The sequence below is a fragment of the Paraburkholderia sp. SARCC-3016 genome (assembly GCF_031119615.1).
Classification (GTDB): domain Bacteria; phylum Pseudomonadota; class Gammaproteobacteria; order Burkholderiales; family Burkholderiaceae; genus Paraburkholderia.
This window is the reverse complement of sequence record NZ_JAVHZD010000019.1, coordinates 13,214-36,006: the sequence shown is the minus strand read 5'-3', so window position 1 is coordinate 36,006 and position 22,793 is coordinate 13,214. Positions and strand designations below refer to the sequence as shown.

Annotated in this window: 18 protein-coding genes and 1 pseudogene; 11 read left to right on the top strand and 8 right to left on the bottom strand. The window is 66.1% G+C overall.

Going from position 1 to position 22,793, the window contains the following annotated elements:
- Nucleotides 1-11 precede the first annotated feature (11 nt).
- Nucleotides 12-782 carry a lysozyme inhibitor LprI family protein gene (locus QYH69_RS19680; RefSeq protein WP_374992454.1) on the top strand — a complete coding sequence of 257 codons (771 nt, stop codon included), beginning with the start codon at nucleotides 12-14 and terminating at the stop codon, nucleotides 780-782.
- A gap of 1 nt (nucleotide 783) precedes the next feature.
- Here the strand turns inward: QYH69_RS19680 and argH are convergent, their stop codons facing one another.
- Both argH and QYH69_RS19670 read right to left on the bottom strand, forming a co-directional pair.
- Nucleotides 784-2,190 (bottom strand): argininosuccinate lyase, encoded by a 1,407-nt coding sequence (argH, locus tag QYH69_RS19675; RefSeq protein WP_308833487.1) that lies wholly within the window; start codon nucleotides 2,188-2,190, stop codon nucleotides 784-786.
- Nucleotides 2,191-2,415: 225 nt separating this feature from the next.
- Entirely contained in the window at nucleotides 2,416-3,288 is an 873-nt protein-coding gene (locus tag QYH69_RS19670; protein WP_308833486.1) for a helix-turn-helix transcriptional regulator, read from the bottom strand.
- Between the two features lie 141 nt (nucleotides 3,289-3,429).
- On the opposite strand from QYH69_RS19670, the gene QYH69_RS19665 reads away from it, so the two are divergent.
- Together QYH69_RS19665 and QYH69_RS19660 are read left to right on the top strand one after the other, a co-directional pair.
- On the top strand, nucleotides 3,430-4,182 hold the full coding sequence (locus tag QYH69_RS19665; protein WP_308833485.1) for a class I SAM-dependent methyltransferase: 753 nt from the start codon (nucleotides 3,430-3,432) through the stop codon (nucleotides 4,180-4,182).
- A gap of 174 nt (nucleotides 4,183-4,356) precedes the next feature.
- Nucleotides 4,357-5,418, top strand: a complete 1,062-nt coding sequence (locus tag QYH69_RS19660; RefSeq protein ID WP_308833484.1) for a methyltransferase — start codon at nucleotides 4,357-4,359, stop codon at nucleotides 5,416-5,418.
- Between the two features lie 114 nt (nucleotides 5,419-5,532).
- On the opposite strand, the gene ppc is transcribed toward QYH69_RS19660, so the two are convergent.
- Nucleotides 5,533-8,838, bottom strand: a complete 3,306-nt coding sequence (gene ppc / locus QYH69_RS19655) for a phosphoenolpyruvate carboxylase (RefSeq protein ID WP_308833483.1) — start codon at nucleotides 8,836-8,838, stop codon at nucleotides 5,533-5,535.
- Between the two features lie 369 nt (nucleotides 8,839-9,207).
- On the opposite strand from ppc, the gene hemC reads away from it, so the two are divergent.
- The 3 genes from hemC to QYH69_RS19640 are packed head-to-tail and all read left to right on the top strand — an operon-like array spanning nucleotide 9,208 to nucleotide 13,465.
- Nucleotides 9,208-10,191 (top strand): hydroxymethylbilane synthase, encoded by a 984-nt coding sequence (hemC, locus tag QYH69_RS19650; protein WP_308833482.1) that lies wholly within the window; start codon nucleotides 9,208-9,210, stop codon nucleotides 10,189-10,191.
- Entirely contained in the window at nucleotides 10,191-12,272 is a 2,082-nt protein-coding gene (gene hemDX, locus QYH69_RS19645; RefSeq protein ID WP_308833481.1) for a fused uroporphyrinogen-III synthase HemD/membrane protein HemX, read from the top strand. Before hemC ends, hemDX begins: the two co-directional genes overlap by 1 nt.
- Before the next feature lie 2 nt (nucleotides 12,273-12,274).
- The gene (locus QYH69_RS19640) at nucleotides 12,275-13,465 is read left to right on the top strand and encodes a heme biosynthesis protein HemY (protein ID WP_308833480.1); all 1,191 of its coding nucleotides are present in this window, start codon (nucleotides 12,275-12,277) and stop codon (nucleotides 13,463-13,465) included.
- A 128-nt stretch (nucleotides 13,466-13,593) separates the two neighbouring features.
- Here the strand turns inward: QYH69_RS19640 and QYH69_RS19635 are convergent, their stop codons facing one another.
- The 3 genes from QYH69_RS19635 to QYH69_RS19625 all read right to left on the bottom strand — a co-directional run bounded on the left by QYH69_RS19635 (nucleotide 13,594) and on the right by QYH69_RS19625 (nucleotide 17,265).
- The gene (locus QYH69_RS19635; RefSeq protein ID WP_308833479.1) at nucleotides 13,594-14,913 is read right to left on the bottom strand and encodes an MFS transporter; all 1,320 of its coding nucleotides are present in this window, start codon (nucleotides 14,911-14,913) and stop codon (nucleotides 13,594-13,596) included.
- A gap of 65 nt (nucleotides 14,914-14,978) precedes the next feature.
- Nucleotides 14,979-15,737, bottom strand: coding sequence for an SDR family oxidoreductase (locus tag QYH69_RS19630; protein ID WP_308833478.1), 759 nt, complete (start codon nucleotides 15,735-15,737; stop codon nucleotides 14,979-14,981).
- 88 nt (nucleotides 15,738-15,825) lie between these two features.
- Nucleotides 15,826-17,265: an aldehyde dehydrogenase family protein gene (locus QYH69_RS19625; protein ID WP_308833477.1), complete on the bottom strand. Its 1,440-nt coding sequence runs from the start codon at nucleotides 17,263-17,265 to the stop codon at nucleotides 15,826-15,828.
- 382 nt (nucleotides 17,266-17,647) lie between these two features.
- Here QYH69_RS19625 and ppa point away from each other — a divergent pair, with 382 nt between their 5' ends.
- From ppa to QYH69_RS19610, 3 genes are all read left to right on the top strand, one after another.
- The gene (ppa, locus tag QYH69_RS19620) at nucleotides 17,648-18,178 is read left to right on the top strand and encodes an inorganic diphosphatase (protein WP_308833476.1); all 531 of its coding nucleotides are present in this window, start codon (nucleotides 17,648-17,650) and stop codon (nucleotides 18,176-18,178) included.
- A 267-nt stretch (nucleotides 18,179-18,445) separates the two neighbouring features.
- Nucleotides 18,446-18,886, top strand: coding sequence for an Hsp20/alpha crystallin family protein (locus tag QYH69_RS19615; protein ID WP_308833475.1), 441 nt, complete (start codon nucleotides 18,446-18,448; stop codon nucleotides 18,884-18,886).
- 16 nt (nucleotides 18,887-18,902) lie between these two features.
- Nucleotides 18,903-19,346, top strand: coding sequence for an Hsp20/alpha crystallin family protein (locus tag QYH69_RS19610; RefSeq protein ID WP_308833474.1), 444 nt, complete (start codon nucleotides 18,903-18,905; stop codon nucleotides 19,344-19,346).
- A 64-nt stretch (nucleotides 19,347-19,410) separates the two neighbouring features.
- Here the strand turns inward: QYH69_RS19610 and QYH69_RS19605 are convergent, their stop codons facing one another.
- Entirely contained in the window at nucleotides 19,411-19,731 is a 321-nt protein-coding gene (locus QYH69_RS19605; protein ID WP_308833473.1) for a GIY-YIG nuclease family protein, read from the bottom strand.
- A gap of 9 nt (nucleotides 19,732-19,740) precedes the next feature.
- Complete coding sequence (locus QYH69_RS19600; RefSeq protein WP_308833472.1) at nucleotides 19,741-20,919, bottom strand: GNAT family N-acetyltransferase; 1,179 nt, start codon at nucleotides 20,917-20,919, stop codon at nucleotides 19,741-19,743.
- Between the two features lie 64 nt (nucleotides 20,920-20,983).
- Here QYH69_RS19600 and QYH69_RS19595 point away from each other — a divergent pair.
- Both QYH69_RS19595 and nadE read left to right on the top strand, forming a co-directional pair.
- Nucleotides 20,984-22,105 (top strand): annotated as a pseudogene (locus QYH69_RS19595) (NAD+ synthase); the annotation flags it as partial.
- The gene (gene nadE / locus QYH69_RS19590; protein ID WP_308833592.1) at nucleotides 22,077-22,667 is read left to right on the top strand and encodes an NAD(+) synthase; all 591 of its coding nucleotides are present in this window, start codon (nucleotides 22,077-22,079) and stop codon (nucleotides 22,665-22,667) included. The pseudogene QYH69_RS19595 and the gene nadE, both read left to right, overlap by 29 nt.
- The last annotated feature ends 126 nt before the right edge of the window (nucleotides 22,668-22,793 follow it).

Sequence of the window (22,793 nt, the reverse complement as noted above, 5' to 3'; positions counted from 1 at the left end):
GCGGCAAGCGGATGGTGAAAGGTTCAACAGCTTTGGCGGGTTTGCAGGTCGTGCCGGCGGCCGTTCGCGCGCGCGTGGCGGGATCCGCGCGGGCGTCGGCGGCCGCGCTGTGGGTGGCCGTGGTATGCATGGGCCTCGTTGCATGGCCATTAGCTGCGCGCGCCGAAGTGGCCGCGGCCGATCCGATCGATGCGGCGATGCGCACGTGCCTCGCGCGCGCCGATATGTCGTCGACGGCGGGGCAGCTGCAGTGCATGGATACGGCGCGGCTCGCGTGGCAGGCGTCGATCGAACAGTCGTTCCAGAAGCTGCTCGCGAAAGTGCCGCCCGCGCAGCGCAAGCGCTGGCAAGCGAGCGAAGACAGCTGGAAAGCGTGGCGCGAAGCGGAGATGCAGATGCTCGCCGCCGTCACGGCGACGACGCGCGGGACACGCTACCAGCTGTCCGAAGGCGATTTGCGTCTGCAGCCCGTGCGCGATCGCGCGCTTGCGTTGCGCAGCGTGGTGGCGAAGGCGGGGGCGCTCGACACGCCGCCGCCGCTGCGCGGCTGTCTCGGCGATCCGCAGTGCGTCCACGCGAGCGCCGACGTCAATCAGTACTACCGGCGCCTCGTGAACAAGATGCCGCGGCGCTCGTGGCCGGTGCTGTGGCGGGCGCAGCAGGCGTGGCTCGCTTATCGCGACGCGACCGCGCCGCTCGGCGATGCGCGCGAGCGCATCGATCTGATCGGTGCGCGCGTGGCGACGCTGAAGAAGCTCGCGGAGACGGCGGGCAACGACTAGGCTATTTCAACGCCGCGCGTGCCGCCTTTGCTGCGGCGCGTACCTGATCCGGCGCCGTGCCGCCCGGATGATTGCGGCTCGCGACCGACCCTTCTAGCGTCAGATACTCGAATACGTCGTCGCCGATCAGATGCGCGACGTTGGGCAGTTCGCGCTTCATTTCATCGAGCGTGAGATCCGCTAGATCGCAATTGCGATCGACGCAGACACGCACCGCATGCGCGACCGCTTCGTGCGCGTCGCGGAACGGCAGACCGCGCTTCACGAGGTAATCGGCGAGGTCCGTCGCCGTCGAAAAGCCTTGCAGCGCGGCGGCGCGCATCGCCTGCGGCTTGACCGTGATGCCGGCCACCATCTCCGCGAAGATGCGCAGCGTGTCCGCCACCGTATCGACGGTGTCGAACAGCGGTTCCTTGTCTTCCTGGTTGTCCTTGTTGTACGCGAGCGGCTGGCCTTTCATCAGCGTTAGCAATGCCATCAGATGGCCGTTCACGCGGCCCGTCTTGCCGCGCGCGAGTTCGGGCACATCGGGGTTCTTCTTCTGCGGCATGATCGACGAGCCGGTGCAGAAGCGGTCGGCGAGATCGATAAAGCCGACGCGCGGGCTCATCCACAGTACGAGTTCTTCGGAGAAGCGCGACACGTGCGTCATGACGAGCGCCGCGGCGGCCGTGAATTCGATCGCGAAGTCGCGGTCGGACACGGCGTCGAGCGAGTTCGCGCAGATGCCGTCGAAGCCGAGCGTCTTCGCGACCGCGTGGCGATCGATCGGATAGCTGGTGCCGGCGAGCGCCGCCGCGCCGAGCGGCAGGCGGTTCAGGCGCTTGCGCGCATCGAGCATGCGCTCGGCGTCGCGCGAAAACATTTCGACGTAAGCGAGCAGGTGATGCCCGAACGTGACCGGCTGCGCGACCTGCAGATGCGTGAAGCCCGGCATGATCGTTCCGGCGTTCTGTTCCGCGAGATCGACGAGCGCGCCGCGCAGGTCTTTCAGCAGGCCGCCGATGCGGTCGATCTCGCCGCGCAGCCACAGGCGGATGTCGGTCGCGACCTGGTCGTTGCGCGAGCGGCCCGTATGCAGGCGCTTGCCCGCATCGCCGATCAGCGCCGTGAGGCGCGCCTCGATATTCAGATGCACGTCTTCGAGGTCGAGCTGCCATGCGAATTCGCCGCGCTCGATTTCACCCTTGATCTGCGCCATGCCGCGCTCGATTGCGGCGAGGTCGTCGGCGGAGATGATTTTCTGCGCGGCGAGCATCGAGGCATGCGCGAGCGACCCTTCGATATCGACCCACGCAAGGCGCTTGTCGAAGAAAACCGACGACGTGTAGCGTTTGACGAGCTCCGACATCGGCTCCGAGAAGCGAGCCGACCAGGCTTCGCCTTTTTTATGCAGTTGGGACGTCATGATGTAAGGACGCGAATGGCGATCAATGCGAGTGGAAGAACACGGACGGCGGCGCGCGTGAGGCTCGTGAGCGCCGGGGGTTTTCTGCTTGTGACGCAGAGTGGCGCCGGACCCGTTGCGGAAAACGCAGATTTTAGCATCGCGCGAGCAGATGCCGGCCTCGTGCGGCGACGGCGTGCATGGCTGCCCAACCGCGCCATCATGCTCCAGCGACTGGTCCGACCATCAGCCTTCGCGCACGAGCACGACCAGCTTCAGATCTTCGCGATGCGCGGGCTTGAACGTGATCTGATCGTAGGCGACGCGCCCATCGCGCGGATGCTCGAACTCGCGGCGGCCGCCTTCGCGCTCGCCGACATCCTGCGACGCCCAGAAATGCGCGAACGCATCGCTTTTGCCGACGAGCGCATCGATCAGCGCGCGCGTCGGCGCGTCGTTCAGATGCCGGATCGAGTCCGCGCGGAACTCGGCGGCGAGGCGCCGCGCGCGCGATTCCCAATCGACGATCAGCGCATGCCCGACCGGCGACAGAAACGTATAGCGCAGCAGGTTGCGGTCGTGAGCGTCGTCGAGCCAGCCGACGAACAGGTCTGCGGCCGGCGCGTTCCACGCGATCGCATTCCACTGACGGTCGAGCACATACGCCGGCGATTGCACGAGCTGAACGGTCTTGAGCAGCATCGCCGGCACATCGGCGCCGCCCGTCTCGGGCTCGGCCGGGTCGCGCTGTGCGGCGAGTTCGAACAGATACGCGCGTTCGGCGCGCGACAGCTGCAGCGCGACGGCGATACGCGCGAGCGCGTCGGCCGACGCCGATACGGGCCTGCCTTGCTCGATCCACGTGTACCAGGTCGGACTCACGCCGCATAACTGCGCGACTTCCTCGCGGCGCAGCCCGGGCGTGCGGCGGCGCGGGCCCGGCGGCAAGCCGACCGCGAGCGGCGATAGCCGTTCGCGGTGCGCGCGAATGAAGTCGCCGAGCGCGCGGGCGGGGGTCGCGTCGAGCGGAGGCGCCGCATCGCGCGTGGCGTCGTGTGCGGGGGCGTGCTCGGGCGCGTGCTCGGGTTCGTGTGCAGGGTCGTCGGACGGCGAAGTCATGGCGGGCGAGGCAGGTGTTGTCGATACCAGAATAGCCGCTTGCCTTGTACCGGTACAGGCGGCGCTCTATTGTAGCGATTCAGACCACGCGTGCGCATGCACAAATCACCCGGCGCGAAAGCACGGGACAAGGGAGCCCACATGAAACATCGAGACCAGGTCGCCGACGCCTTCGGTTCGACCGCCGCCAACTATCTGACGAGCACCGTGCACGCGACGGGCAAGGATCTGCAGACGCTCGCGAAACTCGTCGCGAGCCGGCCGCGCGGGACCGTGCTCGACATGGGCTGCGGCGCGGGCCACGCGAGCTTTGCGGTGGCGCCGCACGCGGAGTCGGTGGTTGCCTATGACCTTGCGCGCCCGATGCTCGCGACCGTCGACACGGCTGCGCTCGATCGTGGTCTGGCCAATATCCGGACGAAGCAGGGCGCCGCGGAAAACCTGCCGTTCGACGACGCTTCGTTCGACTGGGTAGTGAGCCGCTTCAGCGCGCATCACTGGCACGACGTGCGGCAGGCGCTCGCGGAAGTGCGCCGCGTGCTGAAGCCGGGCGGCGAGGCGCTCTTTATCGATATCGCGGGCGCCGATCATCCGCTCGTCGATACGCACTTGCAGGCGGTCGAGGTGTTGCGCGATGCGTCGCATATCCGCGATTACCGCGCCGACGAGTGGCTTGCCTTTTTCGGGCAAGCCGGTTTTGCCGCAAGGATAAGGGAGCGCTGGCGGCTGCCGATCGAGTTCGACGCATGGGTGTCGCGCATGCGCACGCCGCCGCAGCGCGTGAATGCGATCCGCTCGCTGTGGGAGAGCGCGCCGGAAGAAGTCAGGGACTACTTCGCGGTGCAGGCCGATGGATCTTTCGAACTCGATACGCTCATGATCGAGGCGCACTAACGAGGTCTCGCGTTTATTCGCCCGTTGACGTGTCGCTTCGCAGCGCGAGGCGAGGGAGCGGCCGTACGCGTCTCATAGTACGGCTTCACCGGTTACTTGATCCGCTTCGTATCGAGCCGGTGGCTGAGCAAGGTCCTCTTCTCCTGTCCCACCTTTCCCGTAGGGAACACGTAAATGAGTGCAAGCTCCTTGAAGCCGTCGTCGCAACGCTTGCCCGCGGCGCTCGATGCGAATACCGAGCGCATGATGCAAATGATCTATGGATTTGCGGTCAGTCAGGTCGTGCGCACGTTTGCCGAATTCGGCATTGCGGACCATCTCGCGAGCGGTCCGCTCAAAGCCGCCGATCTCGCGCGGCACATCGACGCCGACGAAGATACGACGCGCCGTTTGATGCAGGCAGCGGTGCCGCTCGAGCTCGTCACCGTCGATGCGGACTTCCGGTATGCATCGACCCCGCTGCTTCGCACGCTCGAAGAGGGCGCGCCAGGCTCGGTGCGCGGTCTTGCGCGTCTGCTCGGCGGACACGCAGCCTGGCAGATCTGGGGGCGGCTACCCGCGGCGATCAGGAGCGGCACCGCGCAGGACACCGCTGCGCTTGGCGAGAACTATTGGGAGCACGTCGGCCGGGCGCCTGCCGAACTTGCCGTGCTGATTCGTGCGATGACCGACATCTCGGAGTCGGTCGGCGAACAGATCGCGCAGACCGTCGATACGTCGTCGATGGCGACCATTGCCGATATCGGCGGCGGCTCGGGCGAACTGATCAGGCCGATGCTCGAGAAGAATCCGCATTTGAGCGGCATCGTGCTCGATACGCCGAGGTCGGTCGAACAATCGTCGCGGGATCCGGTCAATACCGCGTTGGCCTCGCGCCTGTCGTTTATCGGCGGGGACTTCTTCGAGGCCGTGCCTGCTGGATTCGACCTATACATGCTGAAGCACGTCCTGCACGACTGGGATGACGACCGATGCGTGGAGATCCTCGCGAATTGCGCGCGGGCCATGCGGCCGGACAGCCGGGTCGTGGTGATCGAGATGGTGGTCAAGCCGGACGGCAACGAGCCGCGCGTGATGCTGCAGGATCTGAATATGCTCGTCCATTTCGGCTCGCGCGAGCGAACCATGCACGATTTCGAGCGGTTGCTCGGCCTCGTGGGTCTCGTTGCGTCGGGGACCGCCGAGGTGGTCTCGCCGCTCGGCACCACCACGGTCATCGAAGCGAGAAAGCGGTAAGCCATTGTGCGGTCACGCCCGCCATGTCCGTTCGCATACCGATAGAAAACAGAAGGGCACGCGGTGCATCCGTGCCACCGCGTGCCCTCGCGACGCTAACCGCGCAAGCGCTACTTAACCGGTATTGCGCAAACCGGCCGCGATTCCGTTGATCGTCAAATGAATCCCGCGCCGCAAGCGCGTGTTATCGTCGCCGGCGCGATGGCGCTTCAGCAATTCGACCTGCAGATGGTTCAGCGGATCGAGATACGGAAAGCGGTTCTTGATCGAACGCGCGAGCAGCGGGTTGTCGGCAAGGCGCTCCTTTCTACCCGTGATTTCCGATAGCACGTTCGACGTGCGCTCCCATTCCGCGACGATGCGTTCGAACACGAGCTTGCGCAGCTTCTTGTCTTCGACGAGCTGCGCATAGCGCGACGCGACCGCGAGATCGGTTTTCGCCAGCACCATGTCCATGTTCGACAGCAGGTTCGAAAAGAACGGCCAGGTCTTGTGCATCTGGCGCAGCAACTGCACGCGGCGCGTGCGTTCGCTGTCGTTGGCCGATGCGTCGAGCCAGCCCGCGACCGCGCTGCCGAAGCCGTACCAGCCCGTCAGCAGCAGACGGCATTGGCCCCACGAAAAGCCCCACGGAATCGCGCGCAGGTCTTCGATCTTGCGGTTCTTCGGATCCTGCAGCTTGCGCGACGCGGGCCGGCTGCCGATATTGAGCTCGGCGATTTCGGTGATCGGCGTCGACGCGAAGAAGTAGTCGACAAAGCCCGGCGTTTCGTAGACGAGCGCGCGGTACGCCTGCATCGCCGCATCGGAGAAGCTTTGCATCGTTTCCTCGAAGACGGACAGTTGCGCGGGCAACTGGGCCGGCGCATGGCCGTGCGGCGCGAGCGACGCTTCGAGCGTGGCCGCGATCACGGTTTCGAGATTGCGCCGGCCGATCTCCGGGTTGCCGAACTTGCTGGCGATCACCTCGCCCTGCTCGGTCAGGCGGATCTGGCCGTCGACGGTGCCGGGCGGCTGCGAGAGAATCGCCTGATAGGTCGGGCCGCCGCCGCGGCCGACCGTGCCGCCGCGGCCGTGGAACAGCCGCAGCGTGATGCCGCGTTCGTTGAAGAGCGACACGAGCGCGAGCTCCGCACGGTACAGCTCCCAGTTCGACGTGAGAAAACCGCCGTCCTTGTTGCTGTCCGAGTAACCGAGCATCACTTCCTGCTCGTTGCCCTGATGCTCGATGATCGCCTCGATGCCGGGCAGCGCCATCAGGTCGCGCATGATGTGCGGCGCGTTGCGCAAGTCGGGGATCGTTTCGAAGAGCGGAACGACCATCAGCCCTGCGCGCGCCGGCGCATGCGCGGCGCCTAACAGACCCTGCAGCAGGCCGGTTTCTTTCTGCAGCAGCATCACTTCGACGAGGTCGCTGACCGTCTCGGTGTGCGAGATGATGTAGTTGCGCACCGCGCGGATGCCGAATTTTTCGCGCGTCACGCGCGCTTCCTCGAGCACGCCGAGTTCGCTTGCGACGAGGTCCGAATACTTGATATAGGGCGAGCGCAGCAGGCGCGGCTGCGCGAGCTCGGCGAGCAGCACGTCGAGCTTTTCCGCTTCGGACAGCGCCGCATAGTCGTCGACCGCGCCTGCGCGCTGCAGCAGTTCGGCGATCACCGCCTCGTGCACGTCGGAACTCTGGCGCAGGTCGATCGACGCGAGATGGAAGCCGAACACTTCGGCCGCCCGCACGAGCGGCGACAGCCGCGGCGTCGCGAGCGATTCGCCGTGATGTTGCGCGAGCGATTCGATCAGCACGTCGAGGTCGCGCACGAATTCGTCGGCATCCGCGTACGGTTTTGCGTCGCGGCTTGCCTGGCGCATCGCGACGACGCCTTCACCGAGGCGTTCGCGCGCGGTGGCCGCCATCCGCGCGTAGACGCCGATCAGCGCGCGACGGTACGGCTCGTCGACGCGGTGCGGCGAGCGGTCCGGCGACGCGTCGGCCAAGGCCTTCAACGCGTCGCTGCTGCCGGCGAGCAGATACGACACCGCGAGTTCGGCGCCGAGCTGGTGAATCTGCTCGAGGTAATGCTCGAAGATCACCGTTGCCTGGCGCGACATCGCGAGCTCGAGCGTCTCGGCCGTCACGTTCGGATTGCCGTCGCGGTCGCCGCCGATCCAGCTGCCCATCTGGAAGAACGGCGGCAGACGCGACGCGAGCCCGTGCTCGGCGAGCGCCGCCTCGATGTCCGCATACAGCGCGGGAATCTCGGCAAGGAACGTCGCGCGGTAATACGACAGGGCGTTCTCGATTTCGTCGGCGACGGTGAGGCGCGAGTCGCGCAGCATCCGTGTTTGCCACAGCGACGTGACGCGCGCGCGCAGCAGGGCGTCGTTTTGCGCGTGCTCGCGCGCGGTCAGCGGCTGGTCGCGCTCGGCAAGCAGGCGTGCGATGTCGTGCTGCGCGTCGAGAATGCTCTTGCGCTGCACTTCGGTCGGGTGCGCGGTCAGCACCGGCACGATCAGCGCGTCGTCGAAGAACTGCTGCACGACCGGCGTCGGCGCGGCGCCGGCTTTCTCGAGCCGCTCGAGCGCGTGCGCGACCGTGCCCGGCTGCGCCGACGAACCCGCCAGCTCGTGAATCCGGCGCCGCCGGTTGTGATGGCGGTCTTCCGCGATATTCGCGAGGTGCGAGAAAAAGCTGAAGGCGCGCACGACGCTGACGGTCTGCGCCGGATTCAGCGCGCGCAGCTTCTTGTCCAGCGTCTGCGCGGCGACGCTGTCGTCCTCGCGGCGAAAGCGCACGGCCGTCTGGCGGATGGTTTCGACGACGTCGAATACCGCATCGCCTTCCTGCTCGCGCACGACGTCGCCGAGCAGGCGGCCCAGATAGCGGATGTCTTCGAAAAGCGGCTGGTCCTTGTCTTCGCGCGTACGGCCGTCTTTCGGCGCGGCCGCGGCGAGTGCGGCGATGCCGCTGTCCGACGCGTTGGCGCGGGCTGCTTGCCGCGGCTTCGCGCCGCTTTTATCGACAGGCATGGCCGCCGGGCCGGCCGCGCCGTTGGCGGCCAGCTTGGCGTGCTTGCCTTTGGGGGCTTTTTCGGCGAGTTTTTTCTCTACGGGCGCGGAGCGGGTGGCTTTAACGACCTTGGCGACCTTGGCGGTTTGAGCGGCCTTATGGGCATCAGGGGCCTTGGGAGCCTTCGGCGGCTTGACCGGCTTGACGGCTTTGTCCGCCTTCTCGATGCGCGCTGCCTGACTGATGCGTTGGGTGCGGCCGGCGCTTACGCCGCTGGCGTTGCCATCGCCGTTGCCGTTAACGGCGGCTTCTGCGGCGATGGTCGATTGCGCGAAGGCGCGCGCGGACGGTTCGAGGCCGCTTTCGAGCGATGCAGTATTGCGGCGCGCGCGGCGCGCCGATCCGGAAGACGTCACGATGGGTTTCCTTCGAAAGCCAGGGTCTAAAGGTCTAAAGAGAGGAACTGCCACTGCGGGTGCTGCATGGGGCGCACTGCATGGTGTTGCCGCATCCGGTGACCGCCTGCGGCATCATCGCGCAGGCGGCTGATGGGCGCGCGAACGACCGTGCACGTGTATGGCCCGATTGCGTTGTCTCATTCTGATCGATGTGCGGCCCTCGCGCGATGCGCCGGCGCGCCGTCTCCCGCTGTCTCCTTTTCGTGTCTGCGTTGTCGCACAAGGCTGCGCGGCCCGGCAACCGCTCGCGGGAGAAGCGCGGAGCCTGCGCTAAGCGCGTGCTAACATTGTTTTTTATCGATCCCGTCATTCACTTTTGACTCAGCAATGAATCCCGAGACGCTCTCAGCGACCCCACCCAGCACGCTCGTGATCGCCTCGCGTGAAAGCCGCCTCGCGATGTGGCAGGCCGAGCATGTGCGGTGTGCGCTGCACAAATTATATCCATCCTGCGACGTCAAAATTCTCGGGCTTACTACACGCGGCGATCAGATCCTCGATCGCACGCTCTCGAAGGTCGGCGGCAAGGGCCTGTTCGTCAAGGAACTCGAAAACGCGCTCGCCGACGGACGCGCGGATCTCGCCGTGCATTCGCTCAAGGACGTACCGATGGAATTGCCGCCGGGCTTCGCGTTGAGCGCGATTCTCGAGCGCGAGGACGCGCGCGACGCGTTCGTATCGAACAGTCACGAAGCGCTGTCGGCGTTGCCGCCGGGCAGCGTGGTCGGCACATCCAGCTTGCGGCGCGAGGCGAATCTGCGCGCGCGCTTTCCCGGACTCATTGTCAAGCCGTTGCGCGGCAACCTCGATACGCGACTCGCGAAGCTCGATCGCGGCGACTACGCAGCGATCATTCTCGCGGCGGCAGGCCTGAAACGTCTAGGCCTGGCGAACCGCATCCGGGCGCTGCTCGATCCGCTCGACAGTCTGCCGGCGGCGGGCCAGGGCGCGCTCGGCATCGAGATTCGCGCCGATCGGGCGGACCTCGCTGCATGGCTCGCGCCGCTTCATCACGAACATACGGCGGCGGCGGTCGAAGCGGAGCGCATGGTGTCGCGCGCGCTCGGCGGCAGTTGCCAGGTGCCGCTCGCCGCGCATGCGACGTGGCATGACGGCGCGTTGCATCTGCGCGCGCTCGTCGCGACGCCGGACGGCCAGCGCGTGCTGCACGCGCACGGCTCGTCGCCGGCGTCGACGCTCGAGCGTGCGATCGAACTGGGCCGCGAAGTCGCGAGCGAACTCGAAAGCCAGGGCGCGCTCGAGATCGTGCGCTCGCTCAGCAGCGCGGACGATTCCGCGTCCGACGCGTGATGGAACGCGCGACAGGGCGCGTGACCGTCGTCCTCACACGGCCCGCGGGCCAGTCCGGCGCACTGGCTGCGCGGCTTGCCGCCGAAGGCGTCGAAACCGTCGATTTCCCGCTGATCGATATCGCGCCCGTCGCGGATACCGCGCCGCTCGACGCTGCGTTTGCCGCGCTTTCGAATTACGCGCTCGTCGTGTTCGTCTCGCCGAACGCGATCGACTGCGCCTTCGCGCGCTTCAACGCGATCTGGCCGCACGCATTGCCGATCGGCGTAGTCGGGCCGGGCAGCGTCGCGGCGCTTGCACGGCACGGCGTCGCGGCGCCCGCGTATCGCGTGATCAGCCCGGCCGCACCCGGCGGCAGCGGCGGCAATGAAAATGGCGAAAGCGGCGCCGACAGCAGTGGCAAAACCAGCGGCAAAAGCAGCGACAAAAGCAGCGCGGACGGCAACGGCCGCGAGATCGACGGCGCGCGCTTCGATTCCGAAGGCCTCTATGCCGCGCTCGAATCGACGCTCGGCGCAAACGCGTTCGAGGGCAAGCGCGTCCTGATCGTGCGGGGCGACGGCGGCCGCGAATGGCTCGCGGAGCGCTTGCGCGAGGCGGGCGCCGAAGTCGAGGCCGTGGCGGCCTACCGGCGCATCGTGCCGGAGCCGTCGGTGCGCACCTGGGAGCGCATTCACGCGCTGCTCGCAGGCGAGCCGCACGTATGGCTCGTCACGAGCTCCGAAGGCATGCGCAATCTGGGCGAGCTCGCGCGCGACCATCTGACCGTCGACGAAATCGCCCAGCTGAAGCGCGCGCCGTTCGTCGCGCCCCATCCGCGCATTGCCGAAACCGCGCGGGCATTGGGTTTTGATAGCATTACGGTGTCCGGCGCGGGCGACGAACGTATCGCCCGCGCGTTGCTCGCCGCCGTCGCGCTTCCTGAAGTTCAACCGGTTCAGACCAACCCGGCTCAAGCACGCATGACTGATTCGACCGCATCCACGAACCCATCTTCGCCGTCGGCGGGCACGAGGTCCCTGCCGCCGAACGAGCCGTTTACGCCCTACGAGGCGCAACCGCCGCGCCGCCGCAGCGGCACCGGGCTGCTGTGGTTCGTCATTATCGCCGTGGTGCTCGCCGCGGCCGCGGGCGGCGTCGTGTTGAACCGCAAGCTGATCCGCCTCGATCAGGAACTGACGAAGCGCCAGCAGATCAACGACGCGCAAACGTCCGAACTGCGCGTGAAGACCGAACAGGCGCTTGCCACGGTGCGCGGCGTCGATACGCAGATGTCGCAGCTCGAAGGCAAGCTTGCCGATGCGCAGAACGCGCAGCAGGCGCTGCAGCAGCAATATGCGGATCTCGCGCGCAATCGCGACGACTGGACGATGGCCGAAGTCGGCCAGATGCTGTCGAGCGCGAGCGAGCAGCTGCAACTGACCGGCAACACGCAGCTCGCGCTGTTCGCGCTGCAAAGCGCCGATACGCGCCTCGCCGCATCGGACAATCCGCAGGCGCTCGCGGTGCGCAAGGCGATCGGCCAGGACATCGACAAGCTGAAGGCCGCGCCGTCCACCGATCTGACGGGGTTGGCGATCAAGCTCGATAACGCGATCGAAATGGTCGACAGCCTGCCGCTCGCCGGCGAAGCGCCGATCGCGCATGCGACGCCGCACGCATCCGCGCCTGCCGATACCGACAAGGTCGCCGCGGCAACCGGCGAGCCGCGCTGGAAAGTGTGGTGGCAAAGCTTCGTATCGGGTATCGGTCAGCAACTGGCGAGCCTCGTGCAGGTGCGCCGCATCGACAATGCCGACGCGCTGATGGTCGCGCCGGACCAGGGCTACTTCCTGCGCGAGAACCTGAAGTTGCGCCTGCTGTCGGCGCGCCTCGCACTGCTCGCGCGCAACGAGACGACGCTGCGCTCGGATCTGCACGCGGCCGATGCGACGCTTGCCCATTACTTCGATGCGTCGTCGAAGAATACGCAGACCGTGCGCGGCCTCGTGAAGGACGTCGACGCTGCGGGGGGCGCGGTCGAGGTGCCGAACCTCGACACCAGCCTGCAAGCCGTTCATCAATACCGCAGCCGGAGTTGACGATGGCGCTTCGAGGACTCCTGTGGCTCGCTTTCCTGTTCGCGATCGCGGTCGTGCTCGCGTTGGCCGGGCGTTTCGATACGGGGCAGGTGCTGATCGTCTATCCGCCGTACCGTGTCGATATCTCGCTGAACCTGTTTGTCGTCGCGCTCGTCGTCGTGTTTATCGTGCTGTATGCGGCGACGCGCATTGTCCGCAATGTCTGGCGCATGCCGCAGCGCGTGGCCGCGTACCGCGCGCGCACGCGTATCGCGAAGGCGCATGCGGCGCTGCGCGATGCGATCGGCAATCTGTATGCGGGGCGTTTTTCGCGCGCGGAAAAGGCAGCGCGCGATTCGCTCGCGCATGACGAGAACACGGGCGCGGCCGGCCTGATCGCCGCCAACGCCGCGCACCGCATGCACGAGTACGCGCGCCGCGACGAGTGGCTCGCGAGGATCGATGCGCCCGACTGGCAGGACGCGCGCCTGATGGCCACCGCCGATATGCGCGCCGACGGCCGCGACGCCGACGGCGCGCTGGCCGCGCTGCTCGAGATGCAATCGCAGGGCGGGCGGCGCATCCACGCGCAGCAGATCGCGCTGCGTGCACAGCAGCAGTTGAAGAACTGGAGCGAAGTGCTGAAGCTCGTGAAGACGCTCGAAAAGCGCGAGGCGATTCATCCGGCCGTCGCGGTGCGGCTGCGGCAGCTCGCGGCCGAGAATCTGTTGCGCGACCGTCGCCACAATGCCGATGCGCTGCTCGAACTGTGGGGTGCGTTGTCGGCCACGGAACGGCATTCGCCGCGCCTCGCCGATCTGGCCGCCGAACTGCTGGTTGCGCTGAACCGTCCGCAGGAAGCGCGCAAGATCGTCGAAGAAGCGCTCGCGCAGAACTGGGACGCGCGGCTGTTGCGCCGCTATCCCGATACCGCGGGCGGCGACGCGCTGCCGCTCATCCAGAAGGCCGAAGCATGGCAGAAGGAACGTCCCGACGATGCCGATCTGCTGTTCGCACTGGGCCGGCTGTGTCTGCACCAGCAACTGTGGGGCAAGGCGCAGTCGTTCCTCGAAGCGGCGCTGAAGATGGCCGACAACGAGACATTGAAGATCCGCTCGCATCGCGCGCTTGCGCGGCTGCATGAACAACTCGGCGATTCGGCGAAGGCCAGCGAACACTATCGCGAAAGCGCGCTGGCGATGAACGTGACCTGAGCGAAGAAGTGAGCGGGGCGGCAGCGGAGTCGCCGCTCGTATTGCACGGAGTCGACGGTTGGCCGTCGACCAGACAGGAACCCGGTGGTCCGTCGCTACGGCCGCCGGGTTTTTTGCTATCGGTTTTGCTATCGGTTCACGAGCCGCTTCGGCACGCCCACCGCGAGCAGCCCGCCAAGCAGCATGAACGCGGCAAGCAGATACATGCCCGTGGCATTCGAGGCTGTCGCCTCTTTGAGCCAGCCCACTGCGTAAGGGCCGAGAAAGCCTGCGAGATTGCCGATCGAATTGATCATCGCGATGCCGGCCGCGGCGCCGGTGCCGGCCAGAAACGCGGTCGGCAGGCTCCAGAAGAGCGGCAGCGTGGTCAGAATGCCCATCGTCGCGAGCGTCAGCGAGATCATCGCGAGCAGCGTGTTTTGCGCCCAGAGAATCGACAGCACAAGTCCGAGCGCGCCGGCGAACGCCGGAATCGCGACGTGCCAGCGCCGCTCGCGCGTGCGGTCCGCGCTGCGCGACACGAGCACCATCGCGACGACCGCGGCCGCGAACGGAATGGCCGAGAGCAGGCCGATCGCGAACGAGTCGGTGACGCCGGTCGCCTTGATGATCGTCGGTAGCCAGAAGCTCACGCCGTAGAGGCCGATCACGAACGAAAAATAGATGAGGCTCATCAGCCAGACGCGCGGGCTCGCGAGCACGGTGCCGATCGACGGGTCTTCCTTGGTCGCGTCCTCGGCGGCGATGTTGCGTTCGAGCAGTTGACGTTCTTCGACAGTCAGCCATTGCGCTTTACCGATGCGATCGTCGAGCATCACGAACACGACGATGCCGACCACGATCGACGGCAATCCTTCGAGCAGGAACAGCCACTGCCAGCCATGCCAGCCGTTCAGCCCGTCGCACGCCTTCAGGATGAAGCCCGAGATGGGGCCGCCGACCACGCCCGACAGCGCGATGGCGGTCATGAACCACGTCGTCATCCGGCCACGCCGATGCGCGGGGTACCAGTACGTCAGATAGAGGATGATGCCTGGGAAAAAGCCCGCTTCGGCGAGGCCGAGCAGAAAGCGCATCACGTAGAACATCGTCGGCGTGGTGACGAACATCGTGAGCGCCGAGATGATGCCCCACGACACCATGATCCGCGCGATCCAGACGCGTGCGCCGACGCGGTGAAGAATGATGTTGCTCGGAATCTCGAAGATGAAATAGCCAAGAAAGAAAATGCCCGCGCCGAAGCCATAGACGGCGTCGCTCAGATTCAGGTCGGCCTGCATCTGCAGCTTCGCGAAGCCGACGTTGACGCGGTCGAGGTAGGCGACCACATAGCAGAGCATCAGCAGCGGCGTCAGGCGCCACGCTACCTTCCGGTACGTCGCCTCCTCGAAGGTCGAGGGCGGCGTCCCCGCGCCCGACGGATGAAGCGGATTCGCTGGACTTGCCATCGTCGTCTCCTCGTGTCGTATCCCGGTTTTGCGTCCTTTCCTTGTGGCGCGTTCTCATGTCGCGTTTACACGCAGCGCCCGCCGTCCACTTCGAGACACACGCCGGTGACGAATGCGGCCTCATCCGACGCAAGGAAGACGCACGCGTTCGCGATGTCCTGCGGTGTCGAAAAGCGGCCAAGCGGAATCGTCGCGAGAAACTTGCGGCGGTTTTCGGGCGTGTCTTCCATGCCCATGAATTCGGGCAACAGCGCGGTTTCGCCGATCACCGGATTCACGCAATTCACGCGAATGCGGTCCGCCCCGAGCTCGACCGCGAGCGACTTGCTCGCGACGATGACGGCCCCCTTGCTGCCGTTGTACCAGACAAGCCCGGGCCGCGGCCGTACGCCCGCGGTCGACGCGATGTTGACGAACACGCCGCCGCCGCGCTCGCGGAAATACGGCACGAATTCGCGTACGCTCCAGTAGATGCCTTTGACGTTGACCGCATAGACGCGGTCGAACTCCGCTTCGCTGACGTCGAGCACGGGCTTGTTGCGATGCGTGGTGCCCGCATTGTTGACGACGATCCCGACGCTGCCGAAGTCGTCGAGCGCGGCGTTGCGCAGCCGCTGCCAGTCCTCGCCGCGCGTGATGTCGCCGGTCACCGCGATGGCCTTGCCGCCCGCGAGCGCGATCTCGCTCGCGACGCGCTCGGCCGCGGCGCCGTTGATGTCGTTGACGACGACGTTCGCGCCTTCACGCGCATAGGTCTTTGCGATGCCTTCGCCGAAGCCCGAGCCGCCGCCCGTGACGACGGCCGTTTTGCCTGTCAGTCGCATGATGTCTCCAATGTTGTTTGTTGTGCTGCGGGTGTTGCTTCTGTGTTGTCTCCAGTGTCCCGGCGGGCGCACGCCACGGCGCGCGTGCCTATCCGTGCCGTATTGCGACCGTCTTCAGCACCGTGAATCCGTAAAGCGCCTCGAAGCCTTTCTCCCGTCCATGCCCCGAGTGCTTGACGCCGCCAAACGGCAACTCGACGCCGCCGCCCGCGCCGTAGTTGTTGATAAATACCTGCCCTGAGCGCACGCGCCGCGCGACGCGTAATTGCCGCGCGCCGTCGCGCGTCCAGATGCCGGCCACGAGCCCGTATGGCGTGCCGTTCGCGAGCGCGAGCGCCTCGTCTTCGTCGGCGAACGGCAGCGCCGCGAGCACGGGGCCGAACACTTCCTGGCGCGCGAGCCGATGTTGGGGCGGCACGTCGCGCAGCAGTGTGGGCGCCTGATAGAAGCCGCTTTCGGGCGCCTCGGCGATCACATGGCCCTGCGCGGCCATCGGGATGCCGTCGTGCTGCGCATCGGACAGGTAATCCCAGACGCGCTGCTGCTGCTTCGCGCTGATCAACGGACCGCAGTCGAGATCCGCATGCGACGGCCCGACGCGCAGCGCATGGAACGCATCCGCTAGCCGGTCGAGCAGCGGCTCGTAGACGGCGCGCTCGATCAGCACGCGGCTGCCTGCCGAACATGTTTGCCCGGCGTTCTGCACGATCGCGGACACGAGCACCGGCAGCGCGGCGTCGATGTCCGCATCGGCGAACACGATTTGCGGCGATTTGCCGCCGAGTTCGAGCGTGACCGGCACAATGTTGGCGGCGGCCATCTGCGTGACGAGCTTGCCGGTGTCGGGCGAACCGGTGAACGAGATATGGTCGATGCCCGCGTGCATGGCGAGCGCCGCGCCCGCTTCGTGGCCGTAGCCCGTCACGATATTGAGCGCACCCGCGGGCAGACCCGCTTCGGCGGCGAGCTCGGCGACGCGCAGCACCGACAGGCATGCGTCTTCGGCCGGCTTCACGACGCACGCGTTGCCCGCGGCAAGCGCCGCGCCGGCACTGCGGCCGAAGATCTGCATCGGGTAGTTCCACGGCACGATATGGCCGGTCACGCCGTGCGGCTCGCGGATCGTGAACACCGTGTAGCCGGCCTGGTACGGCAGCGTCTCGCCGTGCAGCTTGTCGGCGGCGCCCGCGTAGAACTCGAAGTAGCGGGCGAGCGCCGCGGCGTCCGCGCGCGCCTGGCGCAGCGGCTTGCCGGTGTCGCGCGCTTCGAGCTGCGCGAGCTCCTCGTGGCAGGTGCCGACGAGCATCGCAAGCCGATAGAGCAGGCGCCCGCGCTCGGCGGCGCTCAATGCGCCCCAGGCGCCGTCGAAGGCACGCCGCGCGGCCGCGACGGCGGCGTCGATATCGGCTGCGTTGCCGCGCGCCAGACGCGCGAACGGCTGGCCGTCGGACGGATCGATGACGGCGATCGTGTCGCCGCCCGCTGCCGCGGTCCATTCGTTGCCGATGAAGTGTTTCGCTTCTTCCATGCATGCTCCTTGTTCGAAAGGGATGATTGGAGGCCACGCGACGGTTCGTCGGAACGCGTTCCGAACAGCTTCCGTGCGGGCGCTCGAAGCGGCTGGCCGATGCAGGATGCGCATGCATTGCGCGCGAATGCGATGCAGACGCGATGCAAACGCGATGCGAACGCGATGCAGACGCGTTGCAAACGCACGGGCAGGCACCAGCAGGCCAGACGATACGGCGATTATCGCGCCGAATGCGCGCGGGCGGCACCGGCCGATTGGCTATAATGGCGCATTCCCGCAGCGATACGGGGCGGCAGCGGCTGCCGTTGTTTCCGGCCGCCGCAAGCGTCGTCGCATGGTCCGTGTCAATGTCCCCGTTTCATCATCATCAGAGAGCGCCATGAGCTTCAACACTGTCCCGCCCGGCAAGGATCTGCCGCAAGATTTCAACGTCATCATCGAAATTCCCGCGCAAAGCGAGCCGGTGAAGTACGAGGCCGACAAGGATCTGGGTCTGCTCGTCGTCGACCGCTTTATCGGCACCGGCATGCGCTATCCGGCTAATTACGGCTTCATTCCGCAGACGCTGTCTGGCGACGGCGACCCGGTCGACGTGCTCGTCGTCACGCCGTATCCGCTGCTGGCTGGCTCGGTCGTGCGCTGCCGCGCGCTCGGCATGCTGCAAATGACAGACGAATCGGGCGTCGATGCGAAGCTCGTCGCCGTGGCGCAAGACAAGATCTGCCCGATGACCGCGCATATGAAATCGATCGACGACGTGCCCGGCTATCTGAAAGATCAGATCAAGCACTTCTTCGAGAACTACAAGGCGCTTGAGAAGGGCAAATGGGTCAAGGTCGAAGGGTGGGCCGGCATCGAAGCCGCGCACAAGGAAATCACCGACGGCGTCGCGAACTACAAAAAGTCGTAGCAAAAATGTCTGCGTGACCGTTTCCGGTCCGGTTAAAAAGCCGCGCGTGCTCGCAAAGGGCCGCGCGGTTTTTTTGCGACCGCGGCGTTGCGCATCGCACGCAATCCGCCTCTTGAAATCGTCGATACCGCTTCTATCTTGAAATCGCTCAGGCAAGCCGCCCGCCTCCTGCGGGCAATCCGTTTCTACTTTGTTTGTCAGCGGCTTCGGCAAACGAACTGAGGCGCATGCCCGTTCGTCTCCTTGCCGCTAGAGGAGAAAGCGATCATGAGTGACCTTTACTTTGCCAGCGACCTGTTCGGAGAACTGGACCGTCTGCAGCGGCAGATGTCGAGCCTCTTCGGCGGTTTCCCTTCCAGCATCCGCAGCAGCCGTTACGGCGCATTTCCGGGCATCAATATCGGCACGACCGACGATTCGATCGAGATCGTCGCGTTCGCGCCCGGCATCGATCCGGCCACGCTCGACATATCGATCGACAAGGGGCTTCTGACGATCTCGGGCGTGCGTGCGTCGCCCCAGCCGGAAGCCGGCGACAACGTGCGGCGCTATGCGCAGGAGCGCTTTAGCGGCAACTTCCGGCGCGCCGTCGAATTGCCGCAGTATGCGGATCCGGACAAGGTGCAGGCGCGCTACGCCGACGGCTGCCTGCTGATCTCGGTCGGCAAGCGCGAAGCGTCGAAGCCGCGGGCGATTACCGTTCAATAACCAGCGAGGTGAAATCATGAGCGACACGAATCTGATTGCGCCGGGGCAAGGCGCTGAACAGGCCGCAGGCCGCGACGCTGCGGTTACCGGTGCGGCCGCGTCGGGGCGCGAGGACAAGGAGGCGCGCCGCACGACCATCACGCCGGCGGTCGATATCGTCGAAGACAACCGTGCGGTGACGCTGTGGGCGGACTTGCCGGGCGTATCGAAGGACAGGCTCGATATCCGCGTACACGACGGCAACCTCGTGATCGAGGCCGAATCCTCGGTGCCGACGCCCGCGAACCTTCGTCTCACGCATGCGGAAGTGCGCGCGCCGTATTTCGCACGGCGCTTCACGGTCAGCGACGACTTCGATACGTCGAAGATCGAAGCTAACCTGAAGGACGGTGTGCTGAAGCTGACGATTCCGCGGCGCGACGAGGCGAAGCCGCGGCGTATCGAGGTGAGCGTCGGCTAGGCGATTGCGCAGCGCCGGCTTCGTCCGCTGCCGGTCGGCGCCAGTCGGGGCCGGCCGGCGGCAGCTATGCGTCCGCTTGCGCTTCGGCGTCCTCGGCGGACCGCGCGGGCAGCACCGAGTCGAGTGTGCGCGCGCCGGCCGCCAGGGCGCGCTTTCCCGTCGGCGTCAAGCGTTTGACCCAGTATTCGGCACGCGATGCGCTAGCGCGGTCCGCGAGTTCGAACGACGCCAGTAGACGCACGGGTTTGCGCGAACGCGTGTAGCGCGCGCCCGTGCCGTTGCAGTGCTTGTCGAAGCGTGCGGCGACGTCGGTCGCAATGCCCGTGTAGACGCTGCCGTCGTCGCATTCGATCAGATAGAGAAACCACGGCGTCGTGCGCGTCATGCTGGCGTGCTAGCTCTTGAACGGATTGTGCTCGCGCAGTTCGTCGACGTACGCGTGGATGTGATTGGTCTCGTTGTCGAGAAAATGCGCGACCGCATCGGAAAATGCAGGGTGCGCGAGCCAATGTGTCGAACGCGTGACAGTCGGCATGAAGCCGCGCGCCATCTTGTGCTCGCCCTGCGCGCCGCCTTCGAACACCGCGAGCTTCTGCTCGATGCAGAATTCGAGCGGCTGATAGTACGCCGTCTCGAAGTGCAGGCACGGCACGTGTTCGACCGCGCCCCAGTAGCGGCCGTAGAGCGTGCCGCCCGTGCCGTTCGCCGTCGTGTCGCGCTGGAACACGACGAGCGAACTCGCGATCGGCTTGCCGTCCGCTTCGGCGATCACCATCATCAGATTCTCGGGCATCGATTCGCCGATCGTGCGGAAGAAGTCGAGGTTCAGATAAGGGCTCGAGAAGTGCTCGCGGTACGTTTGCCGATAGCACTTGCTGAAGAAGCGCCAGTCCGCGTCCGAAATATCCTTGCCGACCCGGCGCCGCATCGTCACGCCCGCTTCGCGCACCTTGCGCCGCTCCGCGCGGATGTTCTTACGTTTCTTCTGCTCGAGCGTCGACAGGAATTCGTCGAAGTCGCGATAGCCGTCGTTGAGCCAGTGGAATTGCACGCCCTCACGCTGCATCATGCCGAGTTCGGTCAGCGCCTGCGCTTCGGCGTCGGTCGGAAACAGCACATGCAGCGAAGACACGTCGGCCTGCTCGGCGAACGCGACGAGCGTGGCCGCGAGATGGCGCAGCGCGCGTGCGTCGGTGGCCATGAGGCGCGTGCCTTGCACCGGCGTGAACGGTACCGCGCACAACAGCTTCGGGTAGTACGCGAGGCCGTTGCGTTTGTAGGCGTCGGCCCATGCCCAGTCGAACACGTACTCGCCGTACGAATGGCCCTTCAGGTAGACCGGCGCCGCGGCCGCGAGCCGGCCCGTGCGCGGGTCGGTCAGCGTCACGAATTGCGGCGCCCAGCCGGTGTCGGGCACCGCGCAGCGGGTGGCGTGGAGCGCGCTCAGAAACTCGTGACGCAAGAACGGCGTCGGCTGAGCCTGGCCTGCGAGCAGCGCATTCCATTCGGCGGCGTCCACTTCGGACGGCGACGCCAGAATGCCCGTGAGATAATCAAAACGTTCCTGATTCAATCTGAATGACCGTTCCCGATCCGATCTGGCGCGCTGCACACGCGCCGCGCCGTGTGTTTATCAAATGACGACTCGCATCGCTCTAGCCCAACTCAATGTCACCGTCGGCGATTTCGCCGGCAACGTCGCGAAGATCGTGGCCGCGGCCCGCGCCGCGCACAGCGATGGTGCGAAGCTGCTGATCGCACCCGAACTCGCGTTGTCCGGCTACCCGCCCGAAGACCTGCTGCTGCGGCCCGCGTTCTATGCGGCCAGCGCCGCGGCGCTCGCCGATCTTGCGCGCGAACTGCAGCCTTTGACCGGCCTCCACGTGGTGGTCGGCCATCCGTATCGCGATGTGGCGAACGGCCATGGTAATGCAAACGCGCCGATCGAGCGTGGGCTGCCGCCAGTCGACACCTACAACGCAGCGTCGCTGATCGTCGATGGCGCGGTGGCCGGCACCTATCTGAAGCAGGATCTGCCGAACACCGAAGTATTCGACGAGAAGCGCTATTTCGCGTCCGATCCGCAGCCGTTCGTGTTCGAGCTCGACGGCGTGAAGTACGGCGTCGTGATCTGCGAGGACGTCTGGCACGCGTCGGCGGCGCAGCTGGCGAAAGCGGCCGGCGCGCAGGTGCTGCTCGTGCCGAACGGGTCGCCGTATCACATGAACAAGGAAGCGGTGCGCATCGATATCCTGCGCGCGCGGATTCGCGAGACCGGGCTGCCGATGGTCTACGTGAACATGGTCGGCGGACAGGATGAACTCGTGTTCGACGGCGGCTCGTTCGTGCTCGATGCGCGCGGTGAGGTCGTCGCGAAGATGCCGCAATTCACCGCAGGCCATGCGATCGTCGAGTTCGACGGCGCGCAGCCGGTCGCGACGACGGTCGCACCGGAGACTTCGATCGAAGCGCAGGTTTATGCGGCGCTCGTGCTCGGCGTGCGCGATTACATCAACAAGAATGGATTTCCGGGGGCGATCATCGGCCTGTCGGGCGGCGTGGATTCCGCGCTCGTGCTGGCCGTCGCATGCGATGCGCTGGGACCCGAGCGCGTGCGCGCGGTGATGATGCCGTCGCGCTACACCGCCGACATTTCGACGACGGACGCGGCCGATATGGCGCGGCGCGTCGGCGTGCGCTACGACGAAATCGCGATCGCGCCGATGTTCGATGCGTTCCGCGCATCGCTTGCCGGCGAATTCGCGGGCCGCGCCGAAGACGCGACCGAGGAAAACATCCAGGCGCGCATTCGCGGCACAAGTCGGAGGCCAAGCGGTCTTAGGAAGACAAAACATTCTACCAACTCCTTGGCTCACAGAACGACATGGCTACGATCCGACTTACGGCGATATGGCGGGCGGCTTCGCCGTGATCAAGGACATCGCGAAAACGCTGGTCTACCGGCTGTGCCACTACCGGAACGCCGCGACGGCGTACACGAAGCGGGACATCATTCCCGAGCGCATCCTGACGCGCGCGCCTTCTGCCGAGCTGCGCGACAACCAGACCGACCAGGACAGCCTGCCGCCGTACGACACGCTCGACGCGATCATGCGGATGTTCATGGAAGAAGACCGCTCGCTTGCGGAAATCGTCGCGGCGGGCTTTTCACCGGAAGACGTGAAGCGCGTGACGCGTTTGATCAAGATCAACGAATACAAGCGGCGTCAGGCGCCGATCGGCATTCGTGTCACGCATCGCGCGTTTGGCCGCGACTGGCGCTATCCGATCACATCGCGCTATACGGAGCCGCTTGCGTAAGCCTGTTTCAGGCTTGTTCGAGCTTGCCCGCGCGAGCGCGAATGCGCGCCACCGCGCTGGCAATGTGTCCGGCGCAGCGTAGAATCAAAAAACAATCCGGCATCCTGTTATCTTCGAACCCACACG

Coding starts and splice junctions, on each gene's coding strand:
- QYH69_RS19680 (WP_374992454.1), top strand. CDS start 12: ATGGTGAAAGGTTCAACAGCTTTGGCGGGTTTGCAGGTCGTGCCGGCG.
- argH (WP_308833487.1), bottom strand. CDS start 2,190: ATGACGTCCCAACTGCATAAAAAAGGCGAAGCCTGGTCGGCTCGCTTC.
- QYH69_RS19670 (WP_308833486.1), bottom strand. CDS start 3,288: ATGACTTCGCCGTCCGACGACCCTGCACACGAACCCGAGCACGCGCCC.
- QYH69_RS19665 (WP_308833485.1), top strand. CDS start 3,430: ATGAAACATCGAGACCAGGTCGCCGACGCCTTCGGTTCGACCGCCGCC.
- QYH69_RS19660 (WP_308833484.1), top strand. CDS start 4,357: ATGAGTGCAAGCTCCTTGAAGCCGTCGTCGCAACGCTTGCCCGCGGCG.
- hemC (WP_308833482.1), top strand. CDS start 9,208: ATGAATCCCGAGACGCTCTCAGCGACCCCACCCAGCACGCTCGTGATC.
- hemDX (WP_308833481.1), top strand. CDS start 10,191: ATGGAACGCGCGACAGGGCGCGTGACCGTCGTCCTCACACGGCCCGCG.
- QYH69_RS19640 (WP_308833480.1), top strand. CDS start 12,275: ATGGCGCTTCGAGGACTCCTGTGGCTCGCTTTCCTGTTCGCGATCGCG.
- QYH69_RS19635 (WP_308833479.1), bottom strand. CDS start 14,913: ATGGCAAGTCCAGCGAATCCGCTTCATCCGTCGGGCGCGGGGACGCCG.
- QYH69_RS19630 (WP_308833478.1), bottom strand. CDS start 15,737: ATGCGACTGACAGGCAAAACGGCCGTCGTCACGGGCGGCGGCTCGGGC.
- QYH69_RS19625 (WP_308833477.1), bottom strand. CDS start 17,265: ATGGAAGAAGCGAAACACTTCATCGGCAACGAATGGACCGCGGCAGCG.
- ppa (WP_308833476.1), top strand. CDS start 17,648: ATGAGCTTCAACACTGTCCCGCCCGGCAAGGATCTGCCGCAAGATTTC.
- QYH69_RS19615 (WP_308833475.1), top strand. CDS start 18,446: ATGAGTGACCTTTACTTTGCCAGCGACCTGTTCGGAGAACTGGACCGT.
- QYH69_RS19610 (WP_308833474.1), top strand. CDS start 18,903: ATGAGCGACACGAATCTGATTGCGCCGGGGCAAGGCGCTGAACAGGCC.
- QYH69_RS19605 (WP_308833473.1), bottom strand. CDS start 19,731: ATGACGCGCACGACGCCGTGGTTTCTCTATCTGATCGAATGCGACGAC.
- nadE (WP_308833592.1), top strand. CDS start 22,077: ATGCGTTCCGCGCATCGCTTGCCGGCGAATTCGCGGGCCGCGCCGAAG.